The organism is Flavobacterium sp. ACN2 (genome assembly GCF_002303885.1).
Classification (GTDB): Bacteria; Bacteroidota; Bacteroidia; order Flavobacteriales; family Flavobacteriaceae; genus Flavobacterium.
Map to the genome: position 1 here is coordinate 110,369 of NZ_MRCM01000005.1, position 25,423 is coordinate 135,791.

23 protein-coding genes and 1 tRNA gene are annotated in these 25,423 nt (G+C 34.6%); 11 read left to right on the forward strand and 13 right to left on the reverse strand.

The features are described 5' to 3' along the window. Nucleotides 1-197: 197 nt before the first annotated feature. From BSF41_RS07660 to BSF41_RS23655, 3 genes are all read right to left on the reverse strand, one after another. Nucleotides 198-1,619: an RtcB family protein gene (locus BSF41_RS07660; RefSeq protein ID WP_095928906.1), complete on the reverse strand. Its 1,422-nt coding sequence runs from the start codon at nt 1,617-1,619 to the stop codon at nt 198-200. Between the two features lie 414 nt (nt 1,620-2,033). Continuing rightward, nucleotides 2,034-4,274: a hypothetical protein gene (locus BSF41_RS07665; RefSeq protein ID WP_095928907.1), complete on the reverse strand. Its 2,241-nt coding sequence runs from the start codon at nt 4,272-4,274 to the stop codon at nt 2,034-2,036. 241 nt (nt 4,275-4,515) lie between these two features. Further along, nucleotides 4,516-4,632: transfer RNA gene (locus tag BSF41_RS23655), tRNA-OTHER, on the reverse strand. Between the two features lie 485 nt (nt 4,633-5,117). On the opposite strand from BSF41_RS23655, the gene BSF41_RS07670 reads away from it, so the two are divergent. The 8 genes from BSF41_RS07670 (at nt 5,118) to BSF41_RS07705 (ending at nt 15,180) form a co-directional block, all read left to right on the forward strand. Next, nucleotides 5,118-5,732: a hypothetical protein gene (locus tag BSF41_RS07670; protein ID WP_095928908.1), complete on the forward strand. Its 615-nt coding sequence runs from the start codon at nt 5,118-5,120 to the stop codon at nt 5,730-5,732. A 277-nt stretch (nt 5,733-6,009) separates the two neighbouring features. Further along, nucleotides 6,010-7,047 carry a YafY family protein gene (locus BSF41_RS07675; RefSeq protein WP_095928909.1) on the forward strand — a complete coding sequence of 346 codons (1,038 nt, stop codon included), beginning with the start codon at nt 6,010-6,012 and terminating at the stop codon, nt 7,045-7,047. Nucleotides 7,048-7,268: 221 nt separating this feature from the next. Then, nucleotides 7,269-7,727 carry a MarR family winged helix-turn-helix transcriptional regulator gene (locus BSF41_RS07680; protein WP_095928910.1) on the forward strand — a complete coding sequence of 153 codons (459 nt, stop codon included), beginning with the start codon at nt 7,269-7,271 and terminating at the stop codon, nt 7,725-7,727. Nucleotides 7,728-7,846: 119 nt separating this feature from the next. Next, nucleotides 7,847-10,237 carry a 3-hydroxyacyl-CoA dehydrogenase/enoyl-CoA hydratase family protein gene (locus BSF41_RS07685; protein WP_095928911.1) on the forward strand — a complete coding sequence of 797 codons (2,391 nt, stop codon included), beginning with the start codon at nt 7,847-7,849 and terminating at the stop codon, nt 10,235-10,237. Between the two features lie 92 nt (nt 10,238-10,329). After that, complete coding sequence (locus tag BSF41_RS07690) at nt 10,330-11,511, forward strand: acetyl-CoA C-acyltransferase (protein ID WP_095928912.1); 1,182 nt, start codon at nt 10,330-10,332, stop codon at nt 11,509-11,511. A gap of 134 nt (nt 11,512-11,645) precedes the next feature. After that, a complete protein-coding gene (locus tag BSF41_RS07695; RefSeq protein WP_095928913.1) occupies nt 11,646-11,996 on the forward strand; it encodes a four helix bundle protein in 351 nt (116 codons plus the stop codon). Nucleotides 11,997-12,053: 57 nt separating this feature from the next. Then, on the forward strand, nt 12,054-13,859 hold the full coding sequence (locus tag BSF41_RS07700) for an acyl-CoA dehydrogenase family protein (protein ID WP_095928914.1): 1,806 nt from the start codon (nt 12,054-12,056) through the stop codon (nt 13,857-13,859). A 229-nt stretch (nt 13,860-14,088) separates the two neighbouring features. Then, nucleotides 14,089-15,180 carry a glycoside hydrolase family 18 protein gene (locus BSF41_RS07705; RefSeq protein WP_095928915.1) on the forward strand — a complete coding sequence of 364 codons (1,092 nt, stop codon included), beginning with the start codon at nt 14,089-14,091 and terminating at the stop codon, nt 15,178-15,180. 54 nt (nt 15,181-15,234) lie between these two features. Here the strand turns inward: BSF41_RS07705 and BSF41_RS07710 are convergent, their stop codons facing one another. The 4 genes from BSF41_RS07710 to BSF41_RS07725 all read right to left on the reverse strand — a co-directional run bounded on the left by BSF41_RS07710 (nt 15,235) and on the right by BSF41_RS07725 (nt 17,704). Continuing rightward, on the reverse strand, nt 15,235-15,720 hold the full coding sequence (locus BSF41_RS07710; RefSeq protein ID WP_095928916.1) for a hypothetical protein: 486 nt from the start codon (nt 15,718-15,720) through the stop codon (nt 15,235-15,237). Between the two features lie 82 nt (nt 15,721-15,802). Continuing rightward, on the reverse strand, nt 15,803-16,717 hold the full coding sequence (locus tag BSF41_RS07715; RefSeq protein ID WP_095928917.1) for a transporter: 915 nt from the start codon (nt 16,715-16,717) through the stop codon (nt 15,803-15,805). 41 nt (nt 16,718-16,758) lie between these two features. Beyond that, complete coding sequence (locus BSF41_RS07720; RefSeq protein ID WP_095928918.1) at nt 16,759-17,274, reverse strand: DUF4251 domain-containing protein; 516 nt, start codon at nt 17,272-17,274, stop codon at nt 16,759-16,761. Between the two features lie 4 nt (nt 17,275-17,278). After that, entirely contained in the window at nt 17,279-17,704 is a 426-nt protein-coding gene (locus BSF41_RS07725; RefSeq protein ID WP_095928919.1) for an META domain-containing protein, read from the reverse strand. A 213-nt stretch (nt 17,705-17,917) separates the two neighbouring features. On the opposite strand from BSF41_RS07725, the gene BSF41_RS07730 reads away from it, so the two are divergent. Next, nucleotides 17,918-18,445 (forward strand): superoxide dismutase family protein, encoded by a 528-nt coding sequence (locus BSF41_RS07730; RefSeq protein ID WP_095929096.1) that lies wholly within the window; start codon nt 17,918-17,920, stop codon nt 18,443-18,445. 109 nt (nt 18,446-18,554) lie between these two features. Continuing rightward, nucleotides 18,555-19,757, forward strand: a complete 1,203-nt coding sequence (locus BSF41_RS07735) for an LETM1-related biofilm-associated protein (protein WP_095928920.1) — start codon at nt 18,555-18,557, stop codon at nt 19,755-19,757. Nucleotides 19,758-19,798: 41 nt separating this feature from the next. On the opposite strand, the gene can is transcribed toward BSF41_RS07735, so the two are convergent. The 4 genes from can to BSF41_RS07755 all read right to left on the reverse strand — a co-directional run bounded on the left by can (nt 19,799) and on the right by BSF41_RS07755 (nt 23,163). Further along, nucleotides 19,799-20,434 (reverse strand): carbonate dehydratase, encoded by a 636-nt coding sequence (gene can, locus BSF41_RS07740; protein WP_095928921.1) that lies wholly within the window; start codon nt 20,432-20,434, stop codon nt 19,799-19,801. Nucleotides 20,435-20,549: 115 nt separating this feature from the next. After that, complete coding sequence (locus BSF41_RS07745) at nt 20,550-22,196, reverse strand: SulP family inorganic anion transporter (protein WP_095928922.1); 1,647 nt, start codon at nt 22,194-22,196, stop codon at nt 20,550-20,552. An 83-nt stretch (nt 22,197-22,279) separates the two neighbouring features. Beyond that, the gene (locus tag BSF41_RS07750) at nt 22,280-22,561 is read right to left on the reverse strand and encodes a hypothetical protein (protein ID WP_253251777.1); all 282 of its coding nucleotides are present in this window, start codon (nt 22,559-22,561) and stop codon (nt 22,280-22,282) included. 122 nt (nt 22,562-22,683) lie between these two features. Then, nucleotides 22,684-23,163, reverse strand: coding sequence for a Dps family protein (locus BSF41_RS07755; RefSeq protein ID WP_095928924.1), 480 nt, complete (start codon nt 23,161-23,163; stop codon nt 22,684-22,686). A gap of 107 nt (nt 23,164-23,270) precedes the next feature. Between BSF41_RS07755 and BSF41_RS07760 the strand changes: the two genes are divergently transcribed. After that, on the forward strand, nt 23,271-24,215 hold the full coding sequence (locus BSF41_RS07760; protein ID WP_095928925.1) for a LysR substrate-binding domain-containing protein: 945 nt from the start codon (nt 23,271-23,273) through the stop codon (nt 24,213-24,215). Nucleotides 24,216-24,245: 30 nt separating this feature from the next. On the opposite strand, the gene BSF41_RS23920 is transcribed toward BSF41_RS07760, so the two are convergent. Continuing rightward, nucleotides 24,246-24,443: a hypothetical protein gene (locus tag BSF41_RS23920; protein WP_095928926.1), complete on the reverse strand. Its 198-nt coding sequence runs from the start codon at nt 24,441-24,443 to the stop codon at nt 24,246-24,248. A 166-nt stretch (nt 24,444-24,609) separates the two neighbouring features. Then, entirely contained in the window at nt 24,610-25,272 is a 663-nt protein-coding gene (gene mnmD / locus BSF41_RS07770) for a tRNA (5-methylaminomethyl-2-thiouridine)(34)-methyltransferase MnmD (protein ID WP_095928927.1), read from the reverse strand. Between the last annotated feature and the right edge of the window lie 151 nt (nt 25,273-25,423).

A 25,423-nucleotide genomic window follows, 5' to 3' on the forward strand; every position in this document is an offset into this window, starting at 1 on the left:
AATCTTTAATCACACAGTTTGTCATCCTGAGGAACGAAGGATCACATCCAATATTCCTCAAAGAGAATCGCCAATCTTTGTAGAGTCTCTTGTATGATCCTTCGTTCCTCAGGATGACAAACTGGGCGTTAGACGCACTGCAGTTCGCCTCTACACTGAAAACTGCGACCGCGACTGAACACTAAAAACTAAAAAACTTAATCCTCCTTACTTCCATCATCTGCCATTCTCACTAATTTCGGAGTAAATTTCGCAACAACATCAACCAAATCCTGTTGCGCTTCCATCACCTGATTGATATCTTTATACGCCATTGGGGCTTCGTCTAGACCCGCTCCGATAAGCGTAACGCCATGATCTCTCAGGATCGATTTCATTTCGGATTGTGTGATGTTTTTGATGGCTTGGGTTCTGCTCATTTGTCTTCCTGCTCCATGCGAAGCCGAATTAATGGCGTTCTCCTCGCCTTTTCCTCTCACCAAAAATCCCGGTGCGGTCATACTTCCCGGAATGATTCCCATAACGCCTTTTCCGGCTGGAGTTGCTCCTTTTCTATGTACGATCACTTCTTCGCCGTTCCAGATTTCTTTCCAAGCGAAATTATGATGGTTTTCGACTTTGGCTAAAATCGTCGCCCCTAGAGCGCGTTCCATTTTGTTATGGATAATTTCGTGACAAGCCGAAGCGTAATCTCCCGCCAAATTCATCGCTAACCAGTATTCCTGTCCTAATTGTGAATTCATATCTAAATACGCTAAGTTTTTGGCAACTTCTGGAAGTCTGCATTCATCTTTGGCGATTTTAGTATAATGTCCTGCAATGGTTGCACCCATTCCACGTGAACCAGAATGCGTTAACAAAGCGACGTATTTTCCTTTTGGAATATTCAAAACCGCATCGTCTTGTGCAAATTCCATGATCCCGAATTCCACAAAGTGATTTCCACCACCCGAAGATCCTAATTGCGACCAGGCTTTATCTTTCAGATTCTTCACAAACGGATTCATATTAAAAGTCTCGTTCTCCAAAACCGCATGATCTGATTTGTACTGACCATGAAATCCGTGACCTGCTCCAAAAATCGAATTTGCAATTAATTCTTTTTTGAATTTGGCTTCGTTTTCAAAGTAAAAATCTTCTGGAATATCGTAAACCGACAACGCCATTCTACACCCAATATCAACTCCAACACCATACGGAATAATGGCATTTTTTGTGGCTAAAACCCCGCCAATCGGTAATCCGTAACCTTGGTGTGCGTCTGGCATTAAAGCTCCCGCAACCGTAACAGGCAATTTCATGGCAACTTCCATTTGTTTTCTGGCTCCGTCTTCGATATGATCCAATCCGTAAGCCGAATATGCATTTGGATTTTCGTTTAACGCAATGAAATCTTCTGGTTTTTCATTCGATTTTTCGATTAAAGCCACAGCCAGTTTGCTGAAGATTTTATCGTCTATATAATTCTCCGGAGTTTCTAAGACGTTTTTGAAATTTGTGATCATTTCGTCTCTTGTGAATCCGTTTCTTTTGCTGTTTATTTTTAAGGCAATCCCAATTATTTTTCCTTCAGGAAATCCTAATTCTAATATATCTGTACCGTTTATTTGTGTTTTCATTTGTCTTTCTATTTTGATAGTACAAAGGTTAATTGCTACTGCGCAGTTATTTTGCGTAGTTTTTTATTTCTCGCAATCCCGATAGCTATCGGGAGCAGAGTCGAAAAGGTTTTTCTTTTTTAAGCCACAGATTATGAGGATTAAAATGATTTTTTTTTTCATTTTTTGTCATCCTGAGGAACGAAGGATCACATCCAATATTCCTCAAAAAGAATCGCCAATCTTTGTCGAGTTTCTTGTGTGATCCTTCGTTCCTCAGGATGACAAACAGTACGTTTAATAAAAAACTTAAAAAAACTCTGCGTCTCTGCGCCTTTGCGAGATTAAATTTACCAATCTTTGCGGAGACGCACAGCAGTGCGCCTCTACAAACCTTTATTACTTTGTCACTTTGTCACTTTGTCACTTTGCAACTTAATCCACCAATAATTGCGTCACAACCGCTGGATTCATCGCCCATTGTGCTGTATACACCTCATCGGCAACTTCATTTTCAGTAATCGTTAAACCTTGAGCTTCCGCTTTAAGCTGTAACAAACTACCAATATTCAATTTGCTGTTTAGTTTTGCCAACAACGCCTGAACGCCTTTGAAATCCAATCCACCTACAACCTGACCTCCGAAAGTCATCTCTAACCAAACGATTTCTCTTTTGGCTACATCCAACACTCCAAAAACCAAACCTTTGGCAACATTTTGCGTCACACGAACCTGATGATCTACACACGACGGATCGTATGCTACACCAGTTTTCTCTGAAATTTTCATCGGGTGTTTGCTGTTCATCCAACCTACAACTAGATTTGGCGTAATACTTCCGTTGCTGTAGGCATTGCAAGTAAAAGTTACAAATTTCGCTTTGGCTTTCGCCAATTCGTCGATGTTGATGTTGATATATTCGGCAGTTCCAATTTTATTCGGAATGCTTCGGATATCTCCACTATGCTGACAACCTGTAGTTGTCAATCGGCTGAAAGAACAAATATCGGCTTTATCTTCATAAGCGATATGACAGCTTAAATCCATATCTAAATGTTGCGCTGGCAAATCTTTACCCCATTGCATAAACAATCGCACTTCGTTACCTTCAACTGGGAAACGTGTTCCCATTAAAGCAACCGGCAAATCCTGAACGGTTTCGCTTCGATCTCCTATAGAAACCGGAATGTTAAACAATTGCGGATCGATATACATTGTTTTATTGGTGTTCGCAATTTTTGTAAATCGTTTTTTCATGGCCAAAAGACACAATTCTTCGATTTGGTTTTTCATCGCTTCCAACTGCACATCATCATACAATTTCAATAAACCGTTTGGTTCAATTCTTTTGTTTGTTCCGCCCAAAGGTTTCACACTTCGCTGCATGTTTTTATCAAAGTAATTTTGAGCATACATATTTAAAGTAAACACCAATCGAGCCGGAACTTTATCGATGATTTCTTCAAAATGGGCAATCGTTTCTTCCGCACCAAACCAAAGCATATTCGAAAATAACGAACGTGCAAACAATCCTGGGCGTTGTTTTAATAACGCAAATGTTTTATCGGCATCAAATTTCAATCTTGACGAATCTACTTTGCTTTGCCAAACATCATACACTTGGTTGTAAAATACATCCATTAAAAAATTCAATTTCTCGAATCCTTTTCTTTTGCTGTATTCTGCCAAACGAAGCGCTCGGATAAAACGAACCCACATTCCGCGTTTTGGATGCATGGTTTCGCACATTGCCTCCACTTCCATATTCATATTATTCAACCAATTTGCTACCATTAAACATTCTTTTCGGGAATATTTTAGTTTCAAATCTTTTTGAGAAGCAATTCTCGCCTGAACGCTTGTATCTAAAACATTATGGAAATGTTGTGCATTTTTTGATGTTCTTTTGATAATCGCTTTTGGCTCGATAATTTGAAGCATTCCTGTGTTTTTATACCATAAGTATCGCAAGATATCTGTTGGCGTTTTTAAAAACTGAGACGCTTCGTCTTCTTTACCGTTTTCGATCAAAAGGTCAATCACCAGCATTAAAGTTTCCTTCATTGCTACTTCTGTTTTTGGTAAAGGCAAATATTGCATCGCCATTTTTAAACTATCTACCTGAGTAGCGTCTAAAGCGGTTTTAGATTGCAATAACGAGATATAGAAATCATTTAAATCTTTTTCTGTCCATAATTCCAGCATTTTCAATTTGCTTCCTTGACCGATATTTTCCAGTTTTCCAAATTCAAACGGAGTTCCGCAGAACGGACAACCGTTGTATCTTTCTAATGGAAAAGTATTATCTGGGATAATATGACCGCATTGTAAAGTTGTTCCGTTTTTAGTTTTAAAAACATTTCCGAAATACGTGATAATATGATCTACAACAGATTCGCCTGTTGGAACGTTCCATTCTTTTACCAATGGCGTCCAGTTTTTATCTGTTCCTAAAATTGCTTTCAGAACTTCTAAAACCTCAACTTTATAATTTGGGTTGACATTATTTAAAGCATGTAATAATGACTCAGAAAATGTAAATCCAAGTTTAGAAACATTCGCTAACAAAACGGATGTTGTTCCTGATAAATTTTTAACGTCATTCTTAATCATTTCTGATGGAATGAAAATAGCATTTTGGCGTAAACTGATTTTTAATAATTCTCTTGTTTTCATTTTTTCAATTTTTTAAAATTTAGATAATGGTGTTTCTGAGTTCTACCTAAAAGATTTTTGAAGTAAGAAACACTTGACCTGAAATTTGACGATAATTGATTAACTGAGTTTATCTGGTGGGTTTCCCCGAGAAGTAAGTTAATCTTGACCCTCGTTTTTTTATTAATGATGATTTTAAAACTTGCCGAATTCGAACCGTAGTACCAATTTTCTGAAGTAAGTTTCAATTGACCATTAATTGTGGAGCAGATGGGATTCGAACCCACGACACGGACATTAAAAGTGTAAGAAGTAAATTTTGATTGACCTTTAATTGATAATTTCAAAACTACCTGCTCTACCACTGAGCTACTGCCCCAATTATGATTATAAAATAAAAAGGTAATGGTGTAAGTGTGTACGTGGAAAGTGTTTCGAAGTAACTCAAACTTGACCTGTTTTATTCTTTTTTTTATTTCTATGAACGTTTGTTTTTATTTCTGAACAAAGATTTCTAAACTAGTGCGCAGTAATTTTGCGTAGTAAAAATTTTGTTTCATTTTTTAGAAATACTATTTGTTTTATTTCCTGAGCAAAGATTTCAAAACTACTACGCAATTATTTTGCGCAGTAAAAAAAGAATTTTAAATTTGAGTAAATATTAATTTGAAAAAAGCGCGTAAGTCCCAGCGGGACGAAATATTTATAGCTCTTTGATGATGCCTAAAAAAAGCCCCAGCGGGGCGACATATTTTTTAATAAAACCCAACTTAACTGTCGCTCCGCTGGAGCTTTATGATTGGGTCTTATCAATTAGCCATAAATATTTAGCTCCTCTGGAGCTTAATAAATCCACTTACGATTATGAACTTAAAAGAAATTTATTCTGATTTACTATCAAATATTGGCTTTTCAGCAAATGAAATTCAGTTAAAATGGCTGGATTTAGAAAAGGCATATTCCAAAAAATCAAGGCATTATCATAATCTCACCCATTTAAAAGAAATGATAGAGGGTTTTGAAACGTATTGCGATAAACTTCAAAATCCAAACGAAATATTATTTTCTATTTTTTATCATGATTTTGTGTATTCGGCATCCAAAAAAGATAACGAACTTAAAAGTGCTGAATATGCTTGGGCAGTTTTACCTGAAAATATCAATATAAATAAACAATTGGTCTTTGATGCGATTTGTGCTACACAACAGCATCGGCAAAATGAAATTGAAGACATTAACTGGTTAATTGATTTTGATTTGAAAATCCTCGCTAAAGATTGGGATGATTATAAAATCTATTTCGAACAAATTAGAAAAGAATATCGCATTTATCCTGATTTTCTATACAAACCCGGACGCGCAAAAGCGTTAAAGCATTTTCTGGAGAATGAATTTATTTTTCAGACTGATGAGTTTAGGAATTTATATGAGGGAAAAGCGAGAATTAATATTGAAAAGGAAATAGAGTTATTAAACTAAAAATTGAATCTCGCAAAGACGCAGAGTCGCAAAGTTTTTATTTAAAGTATTAATTAAACGCACAGTTTGTCATCCTGAGGAACGAAGGATCACATCCAATATTCCTCAAAGAGAATCGCCAATCTTTGTAGAGTTTCTTGTGTGATCCTTCGTTCCTCAGGATGACATAAAATGGGGAAAATCATTTTAATCCTCATAATCTGTGGCTTAAAAAAATAAAAACTTTGCGCCTTCGCTCCCGATAGTTATCGGGATTGCGAGCAAAACACACACAGCAATGTCACAAAACAAAAACGCTTTAATTAGATACAAAACGATCGATAAATGTCTGCAGAACAAATACAGGCAATGGACACTCGAAGATTTAATCGAATGCTGTTCTGAAGCATTATTTGAATATGAAGGACGCCAAAATCCAATCAGTAAGCGAACCATTCAAATGGATATTCAGCTGATGCGAAGTGAGAAATTGGGTTATAATGCTCCGATCGTGGTTTACGATAAAAAGTATTATAAATATGAAGATGAAGATTTTTCGATAACCGATATTCCGCTGACGGAAACCGACATGAATGTTTTGACCGAAACGGTTTCTATGCTAAAACAGTTTAAAGATTTCTCTTTATTTAATGATGTATCGGATATTCTACAGCGGTTAGAGGATAAAATCTACGCCGAGAAATCGCATACCAAACCTGTTATTTATCTGGATAAAAATGAGAAACTAAAAGGGCTTCATTATCTGGACGAAATATATCAGGCGATTATCAAGAAAATGGTTCTCATTATTACTTATAAATCTTTTAAATCCAGAGAAGAAACAAAATTCCATTTTCATCCTTTTATATTAAAAGAGTTTAATAATCGCTGGTTTTTAATCGGAAAGAAAAAAGCCTCGCAGCCCATTACCAATTTGGCTTTGGATAGAATCATTTCTATTGATTACGATTTTAATCTTCCTTATTTAGAAGAAGATTTTGACGCTGACATTTATTACAAAGATGTCATTGGTGTTACAGTAAATTCGGGATTGAATGCAAGACGAATTGAATTATGGGTAGATGCTTCGAATGCGCCTTATGTACTCACTAAACCTTTGCATACGTCTCAGCGATTAATTAAGGAAAATGAAGACGGGAGTGTTATTATACATATATATGTAATACCAAATTATGAAATGGAAAGACTCCTTCTAGGTTTTGGAAGCTGTCTGGAAATTTTAAGACCTGAAAGTCTGAGAAATCGTATGAAAAAAACCCTTCAGGAGGCAATTTCGCGTTACGATTCTCAAAAACCAACTGAAATAAATGCATGATTTTTTACAGAATACAGAAATAAATGCTTTTTAAAAATTAAAAAAAGATTTTTACCGCATTAAAAATGTTAAAATCTAAAAAAAGAATAGTATATTTCACTTAAAATAAACTACCAAAACCCTCTAAATCAGGGATATTTTATAACTAACCAAAAAATTATTAAAAAATTATATGCATGCATAGTATTTTTTAATTATATTTGAAATCGATATAGTTACCTATGAAAGACAAAACGATAGATTATATTTTAAGAGCGACATGGCAAGCTGTTTCAAGAATGTATAATGAAGAGGCTGCAAAGTATGATGCAACAATGGCGACAGGATTTGCTCTTTTAAGTATGGACAAGGAAGAAGGAACTCCATCAACGGCTCTAGGCCCTAGAATGGGTATGGAAGCCACCAGCTTAACAAGAACTTTAAAATCTATGGAAGAAAAAGGTTTGATTGTTCGCAAAAAGAACCCAAGCGACGGCAGAGGTGTTTTAATCTATCTGACTGATTTTGGGAAAGAAAAAAGAGATTTATCTAAAAATACGGTTCTGAAGTTTAATGAAATGGTAAGAAAACATGTTTCGGAAGAAAAGCTGAATCATTTTATCGAAGTTTCTGAAATCATCAATGAGCTGATTCACGATAAAAACATATTTAATCAAACAGAAAACACAGAAAAAGAATAATATTCTTTTCCTCCTACAAACAAATAGTAACAAATTATGAAATCGCCCACAATAAAGTTTTTTCCAATTAATAAAAAGGCGATAACATATTTGACAAATAGAAAACAAAATTAACAAATATGAAACGCACAATTAAAAAAGTTGCTGTAATTGGATCCGGAATTATGGGTTCAGGTATAGCTTGTCATTTTGCTAACATTGGTGTCGAAGTTTTACTTCTGGACATTGTACCGCGTGAACTGACCGAAGCTGAAGCTAAAAAAGGATTAACACTTGAAAGTAAAGCCGTTCGCAACCGTGTGGTAAACGAACATTTGGCGAATTCATTAAAATCAAAACCATCTCCTATTTACAGTCAGAAATTCGCAAACCGAATCACAACTGGAAATACGACAGATGATATGGCAAAAATTGCCAATGTTGACTGGATTATCGAGGTTGTTGTGGAGCGTTTAGACATTAAGAAATTAGTTTTTGAACAAATCGAGAAATTCCGTAAACCGGGAACTTTAGTTACTTCTAACACTTCTGGTATTCCAATTCATTTTATGAGTGAAGGAAGAAGCGAAGATTTCCAACAGCACTTTTGCGGAACTCACTTTTTTAACCCTGCGCGTTACTTAAAATTATTTGAAATTATTCCTGGTCCAAAAACTTCTACTGAAGTATTGGATTTCTTAAACGAATACGGATCTAAATTCTTAGGAAAAACTTCTGTTGTTGCTAAAGATACTCCGGCGTTTATTGGAAATAGAATTGGTATTTACGGAATCCAAAGTTTATTCCACTTAGTAAAAGAAATGGGATTAACAATTGAAGAAGTTGATAAATTGACTGGTCCAGTTATCGGTCGTCCAAAATCAGCTACTTTCCGTACTGTTGACGTTGTTGGTTTGGATACTTTGGTACACGTTGCCAACGGTATTTACGAAAACTGCCCTAACGACGAGCAACACGAATTGTTCAAACTTCCTGATTTCATCAACAAAATGATGGAAAATAATTGGTTAGGAAGCAAAACTGGACAAGGTTTTTATAAAAAAGTAGATAAAGATATTCTTTCTTTAGACTTAGATACATTAGAATACCGCGCTGCGAAAAAAGCAAATTTTGCTACTCTTGAATTAACTAAAACTATTGATAAACCAATCAATCGTTTTAAAGTTTTAGTTAAAGGAACAGACAAAGCGGGAGAATTCTACCGTAAGAGTTTCGCTGGAATGTTTGCGTATGTATCAAACAGAGTTCCTGAAATCTCAGACGAATTATACAAAATTGACGATGCCATGAAAGCTGGTTTTGGATGGGAAAATGGTCCATTCGAAATCTGGGATGCTATTGGTGTTGCGAAAGGAATTGAAATCATGAAAGCGGAAGGTTTAGAGCCTGCTGCATGGGTTACTGAAATGTTGGCTTCTGGAAGCGATAGTTTCTATACTGTAAAAGAGGGAGCGACTTATTTCTATAACATTCCAACAAAATCACAAGTAAAAGTTCCTGGACAAGATTCATTCATTATCCTAAACAACATTCGCGAAAGCAAAAAAGTTTGGAGCAATAGCGGTGCAATCATTCAGGATTTAGGAGACGGAATCTTAAACTTAGAATTCCAATCTAAAATGAATACAATTGGTGGTGACGTTCTACAAGCTATCAATAAAGCAATCGACTTATCTGAAAAAGAATATCAAGGTTTAGTTATTGGAAACCAAGCAGCAAATTTCTCTGTTGGGGCTAATATCGGAATGATTTTCATGATGGCGGTTGAGCAGGAATATGATGAATTGAATATGGCAATTAAATTGTTCCAAGATACCATGATGCGTGTTCGTTACTCTTCTATTCCAGTTGTAGTAGCGCCTCACGGAATGACTTTTGGCGGTGGATGCGAAATGAGCTTACATGCTGATAAAGTGGTAGCTGCTGCGGAAACGTATATGGGATTAGTTGAATTTGGTGTTGGAGTTATCCCTGGCGGTGGTGGTTCTAAAGAAATGACTTTAAGAGCTTCTGATTTATTCCGCAAAAATGATGTGGAATTGAACGTTCTTCAAGAGTATTTCTTAACAATCGCTATGGCTAAAGTTTCGACTTCTGGTTATGAAGCTTTTGATACCGGACTTCTTCAACATGGAAAAGATGTTATCGTAGTAAACAAAGATCGTCAGATTGCTGAAGCTAAAAAACATGCTTTGTTATTAGCTGAAGCAGGTTATACACAGCCAATCAGAAGAAACGATATTAAAGTTTTAGGAAAACAAGCTTTGGGTATGTTCTTAGTAGGAACAGATCAAATGCAAGCTGGAAAATACATTTCTGAGCACGATAAGAAAATCGCTAACAAACTAGCTTACGTAATGGCCGGTGGTGATTTATCTGAAGCAACTTTAGTATCTGAACAATATTTATTAGATATCGAACGTGAAGCTTTCTTGAGTTTATGTACAGAACGTAAAACGTTAGAAAGAATCCAGTACATGTTGACTAAAGGAAAACCACTTCGTAATTAGAAAATAGAACAAAGAGAATAGAATATAGATTTGAGATTTCGTAAAGTCTATTTTCTATACTCTATCTTCTATACTCTTAAAAAACAAAACAAATGAAAACAGCATATATAGTAAAAGCATATAGAACAGCAGTTGGAAAAGCTCCAAAAGGTGTTTTTAGATTTAAAAGACCTGATGAATTAGCTGCAGAAACGATCCAGTTTATAATGGACGAACTGCCTAATTTTGACAAAAAACGTATCGATGACGTTATGGTAGGAAATGCCATGCCGGAAGCAGAACAAGGTCTTAACGTTGGACGTTTGATCTCTTTGATGGGATTAAAAGTTGAAGATGTTCCTGGAGTTACAGTAAATCGTTACTGCGCATCTGGATTAGAAACTATCGGAATGGCGACTGCTAAAATTCAATCAGGAATGGCAGATTGTATCATCGCTGGTGGTGCAGAAAGTATGAGTTATATCCCGATGGGAGGTTACAAACCAACTCCGGATTATAAAGTTGCTGCAGCGGGTCACGAAGATTACTACTGGGGAATGGGTTTAACTGCTGAAGCAGTGGCTAATCAATACAAAATCTCTAGAGAAGATCAGGATGAGTTTGCTTACAACTCTCACATGAAAGCATTGAAAGCGCAGGCAGAAGGAAAATTCGATAAACAAATCGTTCCAATTACTGTTGAGCAGACTTTCATCAATGAAAATGGTAAAAAAGAAACAAAATCATACGTTGTAAATAAAGACGAAGGACCAAGAGCTGGAACTTCTAAAGAAGCTTTGGCAGGTTTAAAACCAGTTTTTGCTGCTGACGGAAGTGTAACTGCAGGTAACTCTTCTCAAATGAGCGACGGTGCTGCTTTCGTTTTAATTATGAGCGAAGAAATGGTTAAAGAATTAAACCTTGAGCCAATTGCACGTTTGGTAAACTTTGCTTCTTCTGGTGTTGAGCCAAGAATTATGGGTATCGGACCTGTAAAAGCAATTCCGAAAGCTTTGAAACAAGCTGGTCTAACATTAAACGATATTGAGTTAATTGAATTAAACGAGGCTTTTGCTTCACAAGCTTTAGCAGTTACTAGAGAATTAAATATAAACCCAGATATCGTAAACGTAAACGGTGGAGCAATCGCTTTAGGTCACCCTCTGGGATGTACTGGTGCTAAACTTTCTGTTCAGTTATTCGATGAGATGAAACGCAGAGGAAATAAATACGGAATTGTTTCGATGTGTGTGGGAACTGGGCAAGGGTCTGCGGGGATTTACGAGGTTCTTTAAGAGAGGATAGAATATAGAACAAAGAGAATAGATTTTAGAGAATAGATGTTTATTGAGAAGAGATAAGATCATTTAATTTCAATAAGTAGTAAAAATCCTACTTATTTTTAATTTCTTAACTTAGCTTAAAAAACATGAGACACAATTATAAGAACTTAAAGATTTGGAAGATTGGAATTTCAATTGCTAATGAAATTTCAGATGTATTAATAGAATTTCCAAAACACGAACGATACGATTTGAGTTCTCAAATAAGCAGATGTTCGGTTTCGATGCCTAGTAATATTGCTGAAGGATCTTCCAGAACTGATAAGTCTTTTAGTCACTTTTTAGACATTTCTCTTGGTTCTTCATTTGAACTAGTTACACAATTATTGATTGCTAAACATAGAAAATATATAAACGAGATACAATTTAACCAATTAGAAATTAAAATAGAAGAATTCCAAAGGATGACAATGGGTTTTCAAAACGGCTTAAAGTAAACCCAGTTTAAAATCTATTCTCTATATTCTATTTTCTTTTCTCTAAAAAAATAAAAAATGGCAGATACAATCGAAAAAAACGTGACTCGTGGTGGTCAGTTTTTAGTTAAAGAAACAAAATGCGAGGACATCTTCACACCAGAAGATTTCTCGGAAGAGCAGTTAATGATGCGTGACTCTGTAAAAGAGTTCGTTGACAAAGAATTATGGGCGCACAAAGATCGTTTTGAGAAAAAAGATTATGCGTATACTGAATCATCTATGCGTAAAGCTGGTGAACTTGGACTTCTTGGAGTTGCAGTTCCAGAAGAATACGGCGGATTAGGAATGGGATTTGTTTCTACAATGTTGGTTTGTGACTACATCTCTGGAGCAACAGGTTCGTTCTCTACTGCTTTTGGTGCTCACACTGGAATTGGAACTATGCCAATCACCCTTTACGGTACTGAAGAACAAAAGAAAAAATACGTTCCGAAATTGGCTACTGGAGAATGGTTTGGAGCTTATTGCTTAACTGAACCAGGCGCAGGATCTGATGCTAACTCAGGAAAAACTAAAGCAGTTTTATCTGAAGACGGAACTCATTATTTAATTACAGGTCAAAAAATGTGGATTTCGAATGCAGGTTTCTGTAGCGTTTTCATCGTTTTTGCTCGTATTGGAGATGATAAAAATATTACAGGTTTCATCGTAGAAAACGATCCGTCTAACGGAATTTCTATGAATGAAGAAGAGCATAAATTAGGAATCCGTGCTTCTTCTACTCGTCAGGTTTTCTTCAACGAAACAAAAGTTCCGGTTGAAAACATGTTATCTGAAAGAGGAAACGGTTTCAAAATTGCAATGAATGCTTTAAACGTTGGTCGTATTAAATTGGCTGCGGCTTGTTTAGATGCGCAAAGAAGAGTTACTTCTGGAGCTGTAAAATATGCTAACGAAAGAATTCAGTTCAATACTTCTATTTCATCTTTTGGAGCTATCCGTTCTAAATTAGCTGAAATGGCAACTAATGCTTACGCTGGAGAAAGTGCTTCTTACCGTGCTGCAAAAGACATCGAAGACAGAATCGCTGCTCGTGAAGCTGAAGGAACTTCTCACCAAGAAGCAGAATTGAAAGGTGTTGAAGAATATGCTATCGAGTGTTCTATCTTGAAAGTAGCCGTTTCTGAAGACGTTCAATCTTGTTCTGATGAAGGTATCCAAATTTTTGGTGGAATGGGATTCTCTGAAGATACTCCAATGGAAAGTGCCTGGAGAGATGCTCGTATCGCTCGTATCTACGAAGGAACAAACGAAATCAACAGAATGCTTTCTGTAGGTATGTTGATCAAAAAAGCAATGAAAGGTCACGTTGATTTACTTGGACCAGCAATGAAAGTTCAAGAAGAATTAATGGGAATTCCATCTTTTGACACGCCAGATTTCTCTGAATTATTCGCAGAAGAAAAAGTAATCATAGCTAACTTGAAAAAAGTTTTCTTAATGGTTGCTGGTAGCGCTGTTCAAAAATATGGTCCTGAATTAGATGCTCACCAACAATTATTAATGGCAGCTTCTGATATCTTAATCGAAATCTACATGGCTGAAAGTACAATTTTGAGAACTGAAAAATTAGCAAAAGCTCAAGGCGAAGATAAAGTTCAGGAGCAAATCGCTATGGCAAAATTATATTTATACAAAGCTGTAGATATCGTAAACTTAAGAGGAAAAGAAGGAATTGCTTCTTTCGCTGAAGGTGATGAGCAACGTATGATGTTAATAGGACTTAAACGTTTCACTAAATACACTAACCTGCCAAACGTTGTGGCATTGAGAGAAAAAATTGCAGCAAAATTAGTAGCAGAAGATACTTACTGCTTCTAATATCAAGATAGTTTTTAGCTTTTAATTTGTTTAAGCCCGCGCAAGTCCGAAACTGCGCGGGCTTATTTTTTTGTTATTTCCAGTGAAAGACATCACTTACAAGACGCAATATTTTTGCAGAAATTTGCAAAATATTCGTTAAAATTAACTTTCTAGAGCCTTTACGATGTTAAATATTAAATGTATTACAGTATATTTAACATTCTAAAAACTATAAAAAAACAAAATAATGAAACAAATTACTCTAATCGCATCCTTTTTGCTGTGTTTTGGTATTACAACCACTTTTGCACAGAAAAACAAAAAAATGGATATCATTGCCTACTATACTGGCGATTCTCAACTTATTGACCAATATGAGGTTGGAAAATTAAACCAGATTATTTTTAGTTTTTGCCATCTAAAAGATGGGAAATTAAGCGTTGATTCAGCTAAAGACTCTATTACTATCAAACATTTGGTTTCGCTTAAAGCAAAAAATCCGCAACTTAAAATTATCTTATCTCTTGGTGGCTGGGGAGGCTGTGAGCCATGCTCGGAAGCATTTTCAACTGCTGAAGGACGCTTAAAATTTGCAAAATCTGTAAAAGAAGTAAGCGATTATTTTAAAGTTGATGGTTTAGATTTAGATTGGGAATATCCATCAATTGAAGGGCTTCCTGGACATTTATACCAAGCTGCTGATAAACCTAATTTTACAGAACTTCTTAAAATTTTACGCTCAACATTAGGAAAAAAATACGAATTGAGTTTTGCTGCGGGAGGTTTTCAAAAATGTCTAGATGAATCTATAGACTGGAAAGCTGTTGCTCCTTATGTAAACCGCATTAATATCATGAGCTACGATTTAGTTAACGGATATTCAAAAGTTACAGGTCATCATACACCATTATACAGCACAAATCCGAAAGAAGAATCTACAGATAGAGCTGTTGAGTTTTTATTAAAAGCAGGTGTTCCTGCTGAAAAATTAGTAATTGGAGGTGCATTCTATACTAGACAATGGAAAAATGTAGAAAACATCAATAACGGATTGTATCAAGCTGGAGAGCATTTTCAAGGTGTTGATTTTAAAAACTATGTTACAACATACACAGAGGCTAACGGCTGGAAATATTTTTATGATGAAAAAGCTCAAGCGCCATATTGGTACAATGCTTCAACGAAAACTTTTGCAACATCAGATGATTTAAAATCTATCAAAGCAAAAGCAGAATATGTAAAAGCTAAAAAATTAGGCGGAATTATGTTTTGGGAACTTACTTTAGATAGTTTCCGTGACGGAATGGTAAATGAGATTTACAAAGTCAAAAAACAATAAATAATACAAAAGGGAATCATAATGATTCCCTTTTTTTATATAAGTCGTATAAGATTACTGCACCTTATTCTTATCTATTTCTCCAATAAACGGAATTGCTTCTAAAATTTCGCTTCTTATTATGGTTTGAAGATATACTTCAAGCTGAATAAACTTTGCTGCATTAATAGATCCAATCGCTTTTTTTGCTTGATTATAAGTTTTAGAATACAATTTCTCATAATCAATATGGTTTTTCAAAGTTGCTTTAGCCAATTGATCTGCTTTTTCATCGGTTAAAGTTTCGTAATTGGCCGCATAATCGTTTATTAGTTGAAACTTAGTCTGCCCTAGAGCTTTTCGCGACGTTTCATAATTATCGTAAACTTTAGTAAAAGCTGTTGCCTGCGCATCAGATAAATTCATGTACTGCTTTACCAGCTCAGCTTTAGATTTTCCATAAACACTTTGTACTACTTCTAAATCTTCCTTGTAAGAAGACTGCGCATAAGATGAAAACGAGGCTGCCGCCATGATAAGAATAAGTCCTAATTTTTTCATAGTTTTAATTTTAAATTTGTTTTTAAAAATTTATGCATACTCAAATATACTGATTTTAAACACATTAAACGATCAACAGGTTTTAAAAAAATGAATATTGGTAAACCGCTGACAGAGCATAATAATTTAGTCCGTTGTTGGTATAGGCTCCAATATGATATTGAAATCTAACGGACTGCCCTTTTGCAATTGGAGTAGAAAAAGTTCCCCCCACTCGCCAATTATCAATCTGACTCTCATCTGAAACTCCATCAGCAATAGTTCGACCTCCAAAAAACCAAGTCGTATTAAAACCAACCCACATTTGGTTTTTAAAATAATAGCTTGCATGCGCCTGAAGACTACAGGTTGGTTTTTGCTCTAATTTTTTTCCTAGATAATCATTATTATCCGTATAAAACCACACCCCGCCATAGGCCTCGGCATAAACGTGAGCAAACCGTTTCGACACCCCTATTTCGGGCTTAAAAGCCCAGCGGTTTGTTCCAATGTTTACTTGTTTATCGCCATAATATCTTCCTGTTGGGATTGAAGTAACCAAACTGACTCCAAGAATTGTTTTTTGCTCAAAACTTCTAAATTCAGATTTATCAAGTGCAGGAGAACCTAGCAAATTAATTCCAAAACGCACTTTCATATCTGCAAAACCTATTCTTGAGCCAGTAACCAGCTGATCACTAATTACAGCAGATCCGTCCATAAAAGTAAAAGGCAGTCCTACCTGTATACGAGCCAGTTTATCTGCCAACCCAAAAGTTTTGATATAATTTACAGCCATATTGTGGCTTTGAAGTGTAAAATCTTTTATGGGTAAAGAAGGATCTGTGAGTACATTTCCATTCATGAAAACATACCCTGCCGCAATTACGTTTAGACCTTTAGGAACATTAGCATAAGCTCTGGGTTCCAAATCCTGACCCAACATAGTGAATACACCAAAAAAGAAAAACAAAACCGAAAACTGCCACTTTAATAACCATAAAAAGATTCTTACCATATATTCAGACGAATTTGTGACAAGTTTAGTATTGAATTACATCATTGTTTCTCTGCTGTTTTTGGAGCGTATATCACTCCATCATAACTAATTGGACCTCTATTATTACTGCTTACAGAAAGTGTTGTGTTTCCGTTATAAAAGATAGAAAATGTTAAATCGTATACATCACTAGTTCCTCTCACTGTTGCTTTTAGAATAGTATTATTTTTTTTATTTTCGACTTTAATATTCTCGGGCTTCCCTTCAAATTTTATTCCGCCATCGCCATTATAGCCAACGTTATAACCACGTCCGAAGAAAGGAAGATCACAAGTTGCACTATCGGCCTTAAACTTTAAAAAATACGTATTATAGTCCAATTGAAGTAATCGACCTCCTTGAGGCATTGCTTTTTGAGCCTCAAAAACAAAGTTTTGAGAATCGATAAGTGCTTTAATTTCGTTTAGTTTTTTTAATTCTCTTTCTTGCTTGAGTTCTTTTTTTGTCTTTTCTTGTGCAGAAACTGAAAAATTAAAAGCAATCAGAAACAGGAAGACATATAATTTAGTTTTCATAAAACTATTTTTTAGTAAAACGCATCATCGCAATATCTCCAGAAATGAAATTCAAAGTTTTACCATCATCTGTAATATCATATGATGTAATTTTCTGTAGCGTACTCATATACACCTGCTCGCCCTGACTACCATTCAAACACATCATTTTAGTTACCGCCATTGGTTGTGTAAAATCTATTTTGTTTCCTGTCGCGCTAAGTTTTCCCGTATAAGAATTACATCCATTATTTCCCGAAACACGACTCTCTTTAATACTAAAGACAATAGTTGGCTTTTTATTTGAATATAAAACATCAAAAGTTTGGGAATCTGCAACATAATTTAATTCCCAAGTTCCATCAAGCTTAGAAACTGCATCCGTTTTTGCGCATTTGCAAGAAATTAAAAACGAAGTAATAAAAACGAGAGTAAAAATCTTTTTCATCATAACATTAAGGATTAAATGTGAGCGAATTAGATAAATGGTTTTCAGAAATTATTCATTAAAAACCTACACGAATTTAAACAATATTTTTGGGTTTTAACTCAATCAACATCAAATTATAACGTATAGTTTGACTTTTTTTTAACTTTTAGAGTCAATCAATTCCGTTATTTTATGTTAAATTTACTTAATCTTTAATTAAAAATGCCCGTAGATATGAAAAAACTAATTGTTTCTTTCGCTATAATTACTGCCTTAATCATTGGCTGTAAAACAAATAACAAATCAAATGATGCTAAAACTCTAACTGTTGCATTAGAGCCAAAAAGCAACAGTAAAGTTGCCGGAACTGCTACTTTTGTTGAAAAAAATGGTAAAGTAACTTTTACAGCAAAAATAACAGGATTAGAACCTGGAGTGCACGCCATCCATATTCATGAAAAAGCAGATTGTAGTTCTGCTGACGGAAGTTCTGCTGGAGGACACTGGAATCCGACTTTCAAAAAACATGGAAAATGGGGAGTTGGGGAATATCATAAAGGTGATATCGGAAACTTTACCGCAGATGCAAAAGGTAACGGATCTATCACTTTAACTACTGACGAATGGTGTATTGGATGTGGAGACAGTAATAAAGATGTTCTAGGCAAAGGCTTAATCGTACACGCAGGAACAGATGATTTTACCACTCAGCCAACTGGAAATGCAGGAGGAAGAGTTGCTTGTGCAGGAATCATTAAATAAGAAAAATTTGAATAACCGCTATTTTTAACAAAATCTAGCGGTTATTTAATTTTAAAATGAATCCTAAAACAAGAAAAAGACATAGCTTTGCATCAGCAAAATTAAGTCCATGATTAACCCATCAGCACCAGGCTGGATCGATAAGTTTTTTAGTGAACAGAAGTTTTCAGAAGCAATTCCTTTTGAAACTGTAGATTCGTTTTACTATAAAGTGAGAGAAACGGGGTTTATTTACGGACATATTATTACCATAGATTCACAAGTCCCAATTCCGATAAAGGGCTGGTTTAAAACCGAAATTTCAAAAGTTGCCTTACTTAACACACTCTATCATGTCTTTTGTTTAGAGAAAAGAAATTCGGAACCTATACATTTTATTTCTGAAGTTTTAAAGTTTTACAAGCAAATGAATCCAGAGGGATTTAATTTGTTTAAAATTTTATTGCCAAAAGATACTCCTTCTCTATCTCTGGAAAACATTATTGACCAAAGAGTTCAAACGAATGATAGCATCATCAGTAAAAACTTCTCGCATTTGGTGACAAATGCTTTATTGTTTATTGATGTTTTGGCCTTTAGACAATATTTAGAGCATGGAGAAATTCCTGAAAAATATTTAAAAAGAATTGAAGAAACCGTTCTTGGAATTGTTGGTTTGGCTTTAAAAACCAAAACAGTAAAATCTCAGCATGACGATCTTTTAATTAAACTTTTTGAAGCTTCTATACGTTATTCAAAGTTTTCGAAAGTTACAGTTGAGACTTTGGAGACTTTAAATCTAGAATACTTTAAAAATAGACTTGAACAGTACTATTTAATCGATATGGCCGGAATGGCTTTGTGGAGTGATGGAGTTGTAGAAAATGAAGAATCGTATTTCCTATATTCTTTAGGTTCAACAATGGGAGTTCCTGATGATTTTGTAACGCAAAGCATGGATACAACCAATACTTTTATTACAACTCACAAAAAGAAAATTCCGTACTTTAATTATTCAAATCCTGTTAAACATTTTTATGACCAAATGACGCACAGTGTAGTCAAATTAATCATACGAAACAAAAACAGATTGATTAAGGAGATTGTACAGAGTAAGGAATTGATGGTACTACTCGCCTATTCTACAACAAGAGATTTGGATGCGAAGGAAAAGAAAAAGGTAAAAAAACAGCTTTTGGACATTTGTAAAACCATTCCGTCGCTAACCATCTTTTTACTTCCTGGCGGAAGTTTACTTCTTCCAATTCTAATCAAATTTATCCCAACAATGCTTCCGTCTGCATTTAATGAAAATTTAGACGAAAACGAATAAAAAAAATCGCCCCTTTTGAGGGCGATTTCTATTTGTATCTATTAAAGATCTAATTGGTAAACTTCGTCTAGCTCATCATTTGAAGCAATATTTACATCTAAGTCAGTTACAAAACCAGAATTTAGTCCGTAAACCCATCCATGAAGCATTAAATCTTGGCCATTTTTCCAAGCATTCTGTACAATAGATGTTTTCGCTAAGTTGTAAACTTGTTCTTTAGTATTGATTTCAACAAAAGCATTAAAACGCTCTGTTTCATCTTCAATAGAGTTTAAGTATTTATCATGTAAACGATATTCATCTTTAATATGACGAAGCCAGTTATCAATAATTCCAACAGACTGATGTCCCATTGCCGCTTTTACACCTCCGCATCCGTAATGTCCACATACAATAACATGTTTTACTTTCAAAACGTTTACAGCATAATCCAGAACACTTAGCATGTTCATATCAGAGTGCACAACCATATTGGCAATGTTTCGGTGAACGAAAACCTCACCTGGTTTTGCACCAACAATTTCGTTTGCAGGAACACGGCTGTCAGAGCATCCAATCCATAATAAAGGTGGTGATTGTCCTTTTGCCAAATCAGCAAAATAATTAGGATCTTTTGCTAAAGAAGTTTCAACCCACTTTTTATTGTTCTCTAATAACTGCTCATAAAATTTTCTCATTTTTTTATTTTTTTGTGTGGTAATTTCTAAGTTATAATAGTCTCAAAAAATGAACTTAAATGTAAAGTTACCTAAAATTTGACATTTCATCTTCCTTAAAAACACCAATTTTTAATTATTCTCCTCTAACAACTTCTTTTTTAACCAGTTCTCTTTTTGCCACATCATAATAATGCTCAATCGTAACATGGTTACTATTTTCTGGCGTATTTTCTAATTCGTATGCTTCTTTAAATCCTTTAAGCTTCACTTTGATGTTTTCATCGATAGCTCTAGTTTCTTTAAATTCACGAATTAAATCCAAAACATCATGCGCAATATACTCCGTATCATGTGCATTGATAATTACTTTCGAATTTTCTGGAATTTCAGCCAATGTTTGTTTGATTGCCGCTTTATTTAAAAACGAAACTTCCTGCGCTAAATCAATATGAATGATATCCCCATCTTCATATTCTTCTTTCTTGAAAACGTAAGCTCTTTTCAGGTTTCCTCTAAGAACAAAAATGATACTGATAACAATTCCCAACGCAACACCTTTTAGCAAATCTGTCGCAACAACAAAGACCAAAGTTGCAATGAAAGGTACAAACTGGTATTTCCCCTTTTCCCAGAAATGCATAAAGGTTGCTGGTTTTGCTAATTTATATCCCACCAAAATCAAAACAGTAGCCAATGTTGCCAATGGAATTTTGTTTAAAATTGCTGGTATAGATAATACACTTATTAATAAAAGCACACCATGAATGATGGCAGACATTTTAGATTTTGCTCCTGCATTGTTATTTGCAGAAGATCTTACTACTACAGAAGTCATTGGCAAACCTCCTAAAAGAGCACTTACCATATTACCAACACCTTGAGCTCTAAGCTCTACATTGGTATTGGTGTAACGTTTTTGCACATCCATTCTATCTGAAGCTTCAATACACAAAAGCGTTTCAATAGAAGCGACAATGGCAATCGTAATAGCAACCACCCAAACCTGCGGATTTGTAATAGCAGTGAAGTCTGGGGTAATTATAATTGATTTAAAGTCTTCAAAAGATTTTGGAACTGGCAAAGAAACCAAATGTTCTTTTGCAATTGCCAAAGTGCTTCCTGTAGATACAAATATTTCGTTTAAAACTACTCCTGCTATAACAGCAACCAAAGCTCCAGGAACTAGTTTTATTCTTTTTAAGAAAGGAACTTTATCCCAAGCTAATAAAATTACCAATGAAACTGCTGAAATTACTACAGCTCCTAAATGAATATGATTTAAGACATCGAATAAAAATGAAAAAGAATTACTTCCATCATTTTGAATGAAAGCCTGATCTCCTTCAAAATCTGCATCATAACCAAAAGCGTGTGGTATTTGTTTTAATATGATAATAATTCCGATACCCGCTAACATTCCCTCGATTACGTTTGTCGGAAAATAGTTCGATATACTTCCAGCCTTTAAAAATCCTAATGCTAATTGAATTAATCCAGCAATAAAAACAGACATTAAAAATACATTGAAAGCTCCTAAATCGGTAATTGCGGTTAAAATGATAGCCGTTAACCCAGCAGCTGGACCTGATACGCTAATATGTGACTGGCTCAAATATCCTACAACGATACCACCCACAACACCAGCAATGATTCCAGAAAATAATGGTGCTCCAGAAGCCATTGCAATACCTAAACACAACGGAAGAGCCACCAAGAAAACCACTAAACCTGAAGCAAAATCAGATTTAAGGTTGGCAAAAAGATTGATTTTTTTTGTCATAATATAATACTAAAAAAATTATTCATTAAAGATTTACCCCATCTCGATAGAAATGCGGCTAAAGTTCGAAATAATCGGAAGTATTATGCTACGTTAGGTGGTGGAGCAAAGATGCTCGGAGAGATGTTGTCTAGTTTGACAATGTTTTCAGAAATAATCGTTTTTTTCTCGATGTAAACCGGAATCAAAACTTCATGCTCAAGAATAGTAGGATGAACTACATTTTTAAGTTCTTTGTGCACTTCTTCTTCAGCAATACTAAAAGATATAGCCGTATTATTTCCTTTCTTAATCGCCTGAACAATTGTCGGGGTCGATAAGAAGGCAATAAATATGAATAATAATATGCGAGCTATATATTTCATCAAAGCAAAAATAGCGTTAAACAAATAAAATCAAAGAGATTTTTATAGAAATTTAACATAAACAAAAAAGCAGAATGCAATTTTCATTCCATTCTGCTTTTAATTATTTAAAAAACAATTATTTACAAAGTTTCTTCTAACCAAGCGTTCATCATCCAAATTGTTTTTTCCTGCTCAGCAATGAAGTCACTCATCATAGAATTGGTTCCTTCATCATTAATTTCGTCAGATTTGTTCAAGATTTCTCTCTCGATTTTTAATAAATCTGATAAAGAATGAACAATTAACTGAACCGCTTTTTCATCATTAGAAATATTCTTTCCAACTGTCAATTTATTATTTTTAATATAATCTTCAAAAGTATGCAGAGGCGTTCCTCCAATTGTCAAAACTCTTTCTGCAATCATATCTATTTTCAATTGTGCATCGGTATACAATTCTTCGAATTTTACATGTAAATCAAAGAAACGCTTTCCGCGAATGTTCCAGTGAATTCCTCTCAAATTTTGATAGTACACTTGAAAGTTTGACAATAGCACATTCAATTCCTTTACTAATAATTCTGATTCTTTTACTGGTAATCCTAAAATATTCGTCTTCATAATCTATTTTTTTACACTAATTTACTACAAATTTAGAGTAACTTTACCAAAATAAACATAAATAAAAATTATATTTTCTTATTTTTGCATCACAAATTACTATCAACATGACTATAACTCAATTGCAATATGTGTTAGCGGTGGCTGAGCATAAAAATTTCACTCTTGCTGCTGAAAAATGCTTCGTTACACAGCCAACTTTAAGTATGCAAATACAAAAAATCGAAGAAGAACTTAATATTTTAATTTTTGATAGAAGTAAAAAACCAATTCAGCTTACTGATATAGGACAGAAAATTGTAAATCAAGCTAAAAATATCGTAAACGAGGCTGATCGCATAAAAGATATTGTAGAACAACAGAAAGGTTTTATTGGCGGAGAATTTCGTTTAGGTATTATTCCAACGATTATGCCTACGCTTCTGCCAATGTTTTTGAATAACTTCATTAAAAAATATCCGAAAGTAAAACTCTTAATCGAAGAGTTGAATACAGAAGAAATTATTCTAAAGCTAAAAAATGGACATTTGGATGCTGCAATTGCCGCAACTCCGTTAGAAGACGAAAAAATCAAAGAAATTGTTTTGTATTTTGAGCCATTCGTCGCCTATATACCAGAACACCACGCAAGTTTCCAGAAAGAAGAAATTGAAGTTGCCGACTTAAATCTGAATGAAATTCTTTTATTGCAAGACGGACATTGCTTTAGAGATGGTATTTTAAATTTATGCAAAAATGTCTCAGACGCCGACCAAAACAATTTCCAGATTCAAAGCGGTAGTTTTGAAACCTTAATTAAATTGGCAGACGAAGGCCTTGGCACAACGTTACTTCCGTACTTGCACACATTAGACTTAAAAGAATCCGACAAACTGAAGCTCCGTAATTTTAAAGAGCCAAAACCTGCTCGAGAGGTAAGTTTGATCTACCCAAAGAGCGAATTAAAAATGCAAATCATTGACGCATTACGATCTACAATTGCTGGCGTTGTAAAAGGCGCAATAGTTTTTCAGAATGTTCAAATCATTAGTCCATTACAAAAGAAAGCGTAATAAAAAAGGAGCCAATTTGGCTCCTTTCTTTTATACTTTAATTAGTTGTAGACTTTGTTTTAATTCTGGTTTTCCAACAACGAAATTAAGTAACCACTCTTGCAATTGTTCCATTTCGTAAGGTAACAGTGTTTTGATAGCTTTTTCTAACTCTTTGCAGAAAAGTATCGGATCGAAACTAACTCTTTCAAGTATTGATTTCGTGTAATCAAACATCATTTTTGACATAATAAAATAAGATTTTCGGGGGTTATCTATTTTTTTAAACTCGAGCCAAATTTAAACAAATAACTAACATAATTTCTACTTTTAACTTATTTTTTTAAAAACTTTAGCAACGAATACGTTTTCTTAAAACACATAAATCAATGTAGAATTATTCTAAATAACTCATTTAAACGTTTTTAAAGGCTCTAAACATTTCTCTTTTCCCTGGAGGCCCTGCCAATTTTTCTACAGTAAATCCAACTTCAATCATGCTTCTTTTAACAACTCCTCTGGCTGCGTAAGTTACAAGAACGCCGTTTGGCTTTAAACTGTTGTACATTTTCTGAAAAATTTCAGTACTCCAAAGTTCTGGTTGCACTCGATAACCAAAGGCGTCAAAATAAATCAAATCAAAAATTTCAAAATCGTTTATTTCGTGAAAAAATTGTTTTCTTTTGGTTAACGAGAACTGATCGCAAATTTCTATTTTTTCGTTCCATTCCGATTTATGCATTTTTTCAAAAATGTTATAAAATTCCGATGCTTCTAATTCTTCCGCATAATTCATTTCCAAAATCTCATCTGCATCTACCGGATAAGCTTCAACCCCAACATAATCGATAGCCTGCTTCTTTCTAACAGATTCTAAAAAAGTTATAAAAGCATTCAAACCCGTCCCAAAACCTATTTCCAATATACTTATCGGATTTTCAAATAACGAAAGACCGTTTTTAATAAAAACGTGCTTCGCTTCCTGAATTGCACCATGTTTAGAATGATAGCACTCATCCCACTCTGGTAAACGAATTGTAGTTGAGCCATCTAGCGTTTTAATTATTTCTCTTTTCACTTTTTTCAGAATTTTATACTAGCTTTTTATTGGTTTTCAAGCCATTTTAATAATCAAATTTAATCAAAACTAATGCGTAAAGCCTTAAAAAACCATACTTTTTTCATAAAATCTTTATAAAAAGCAATTAAATATTTGAGTTTATTATAGG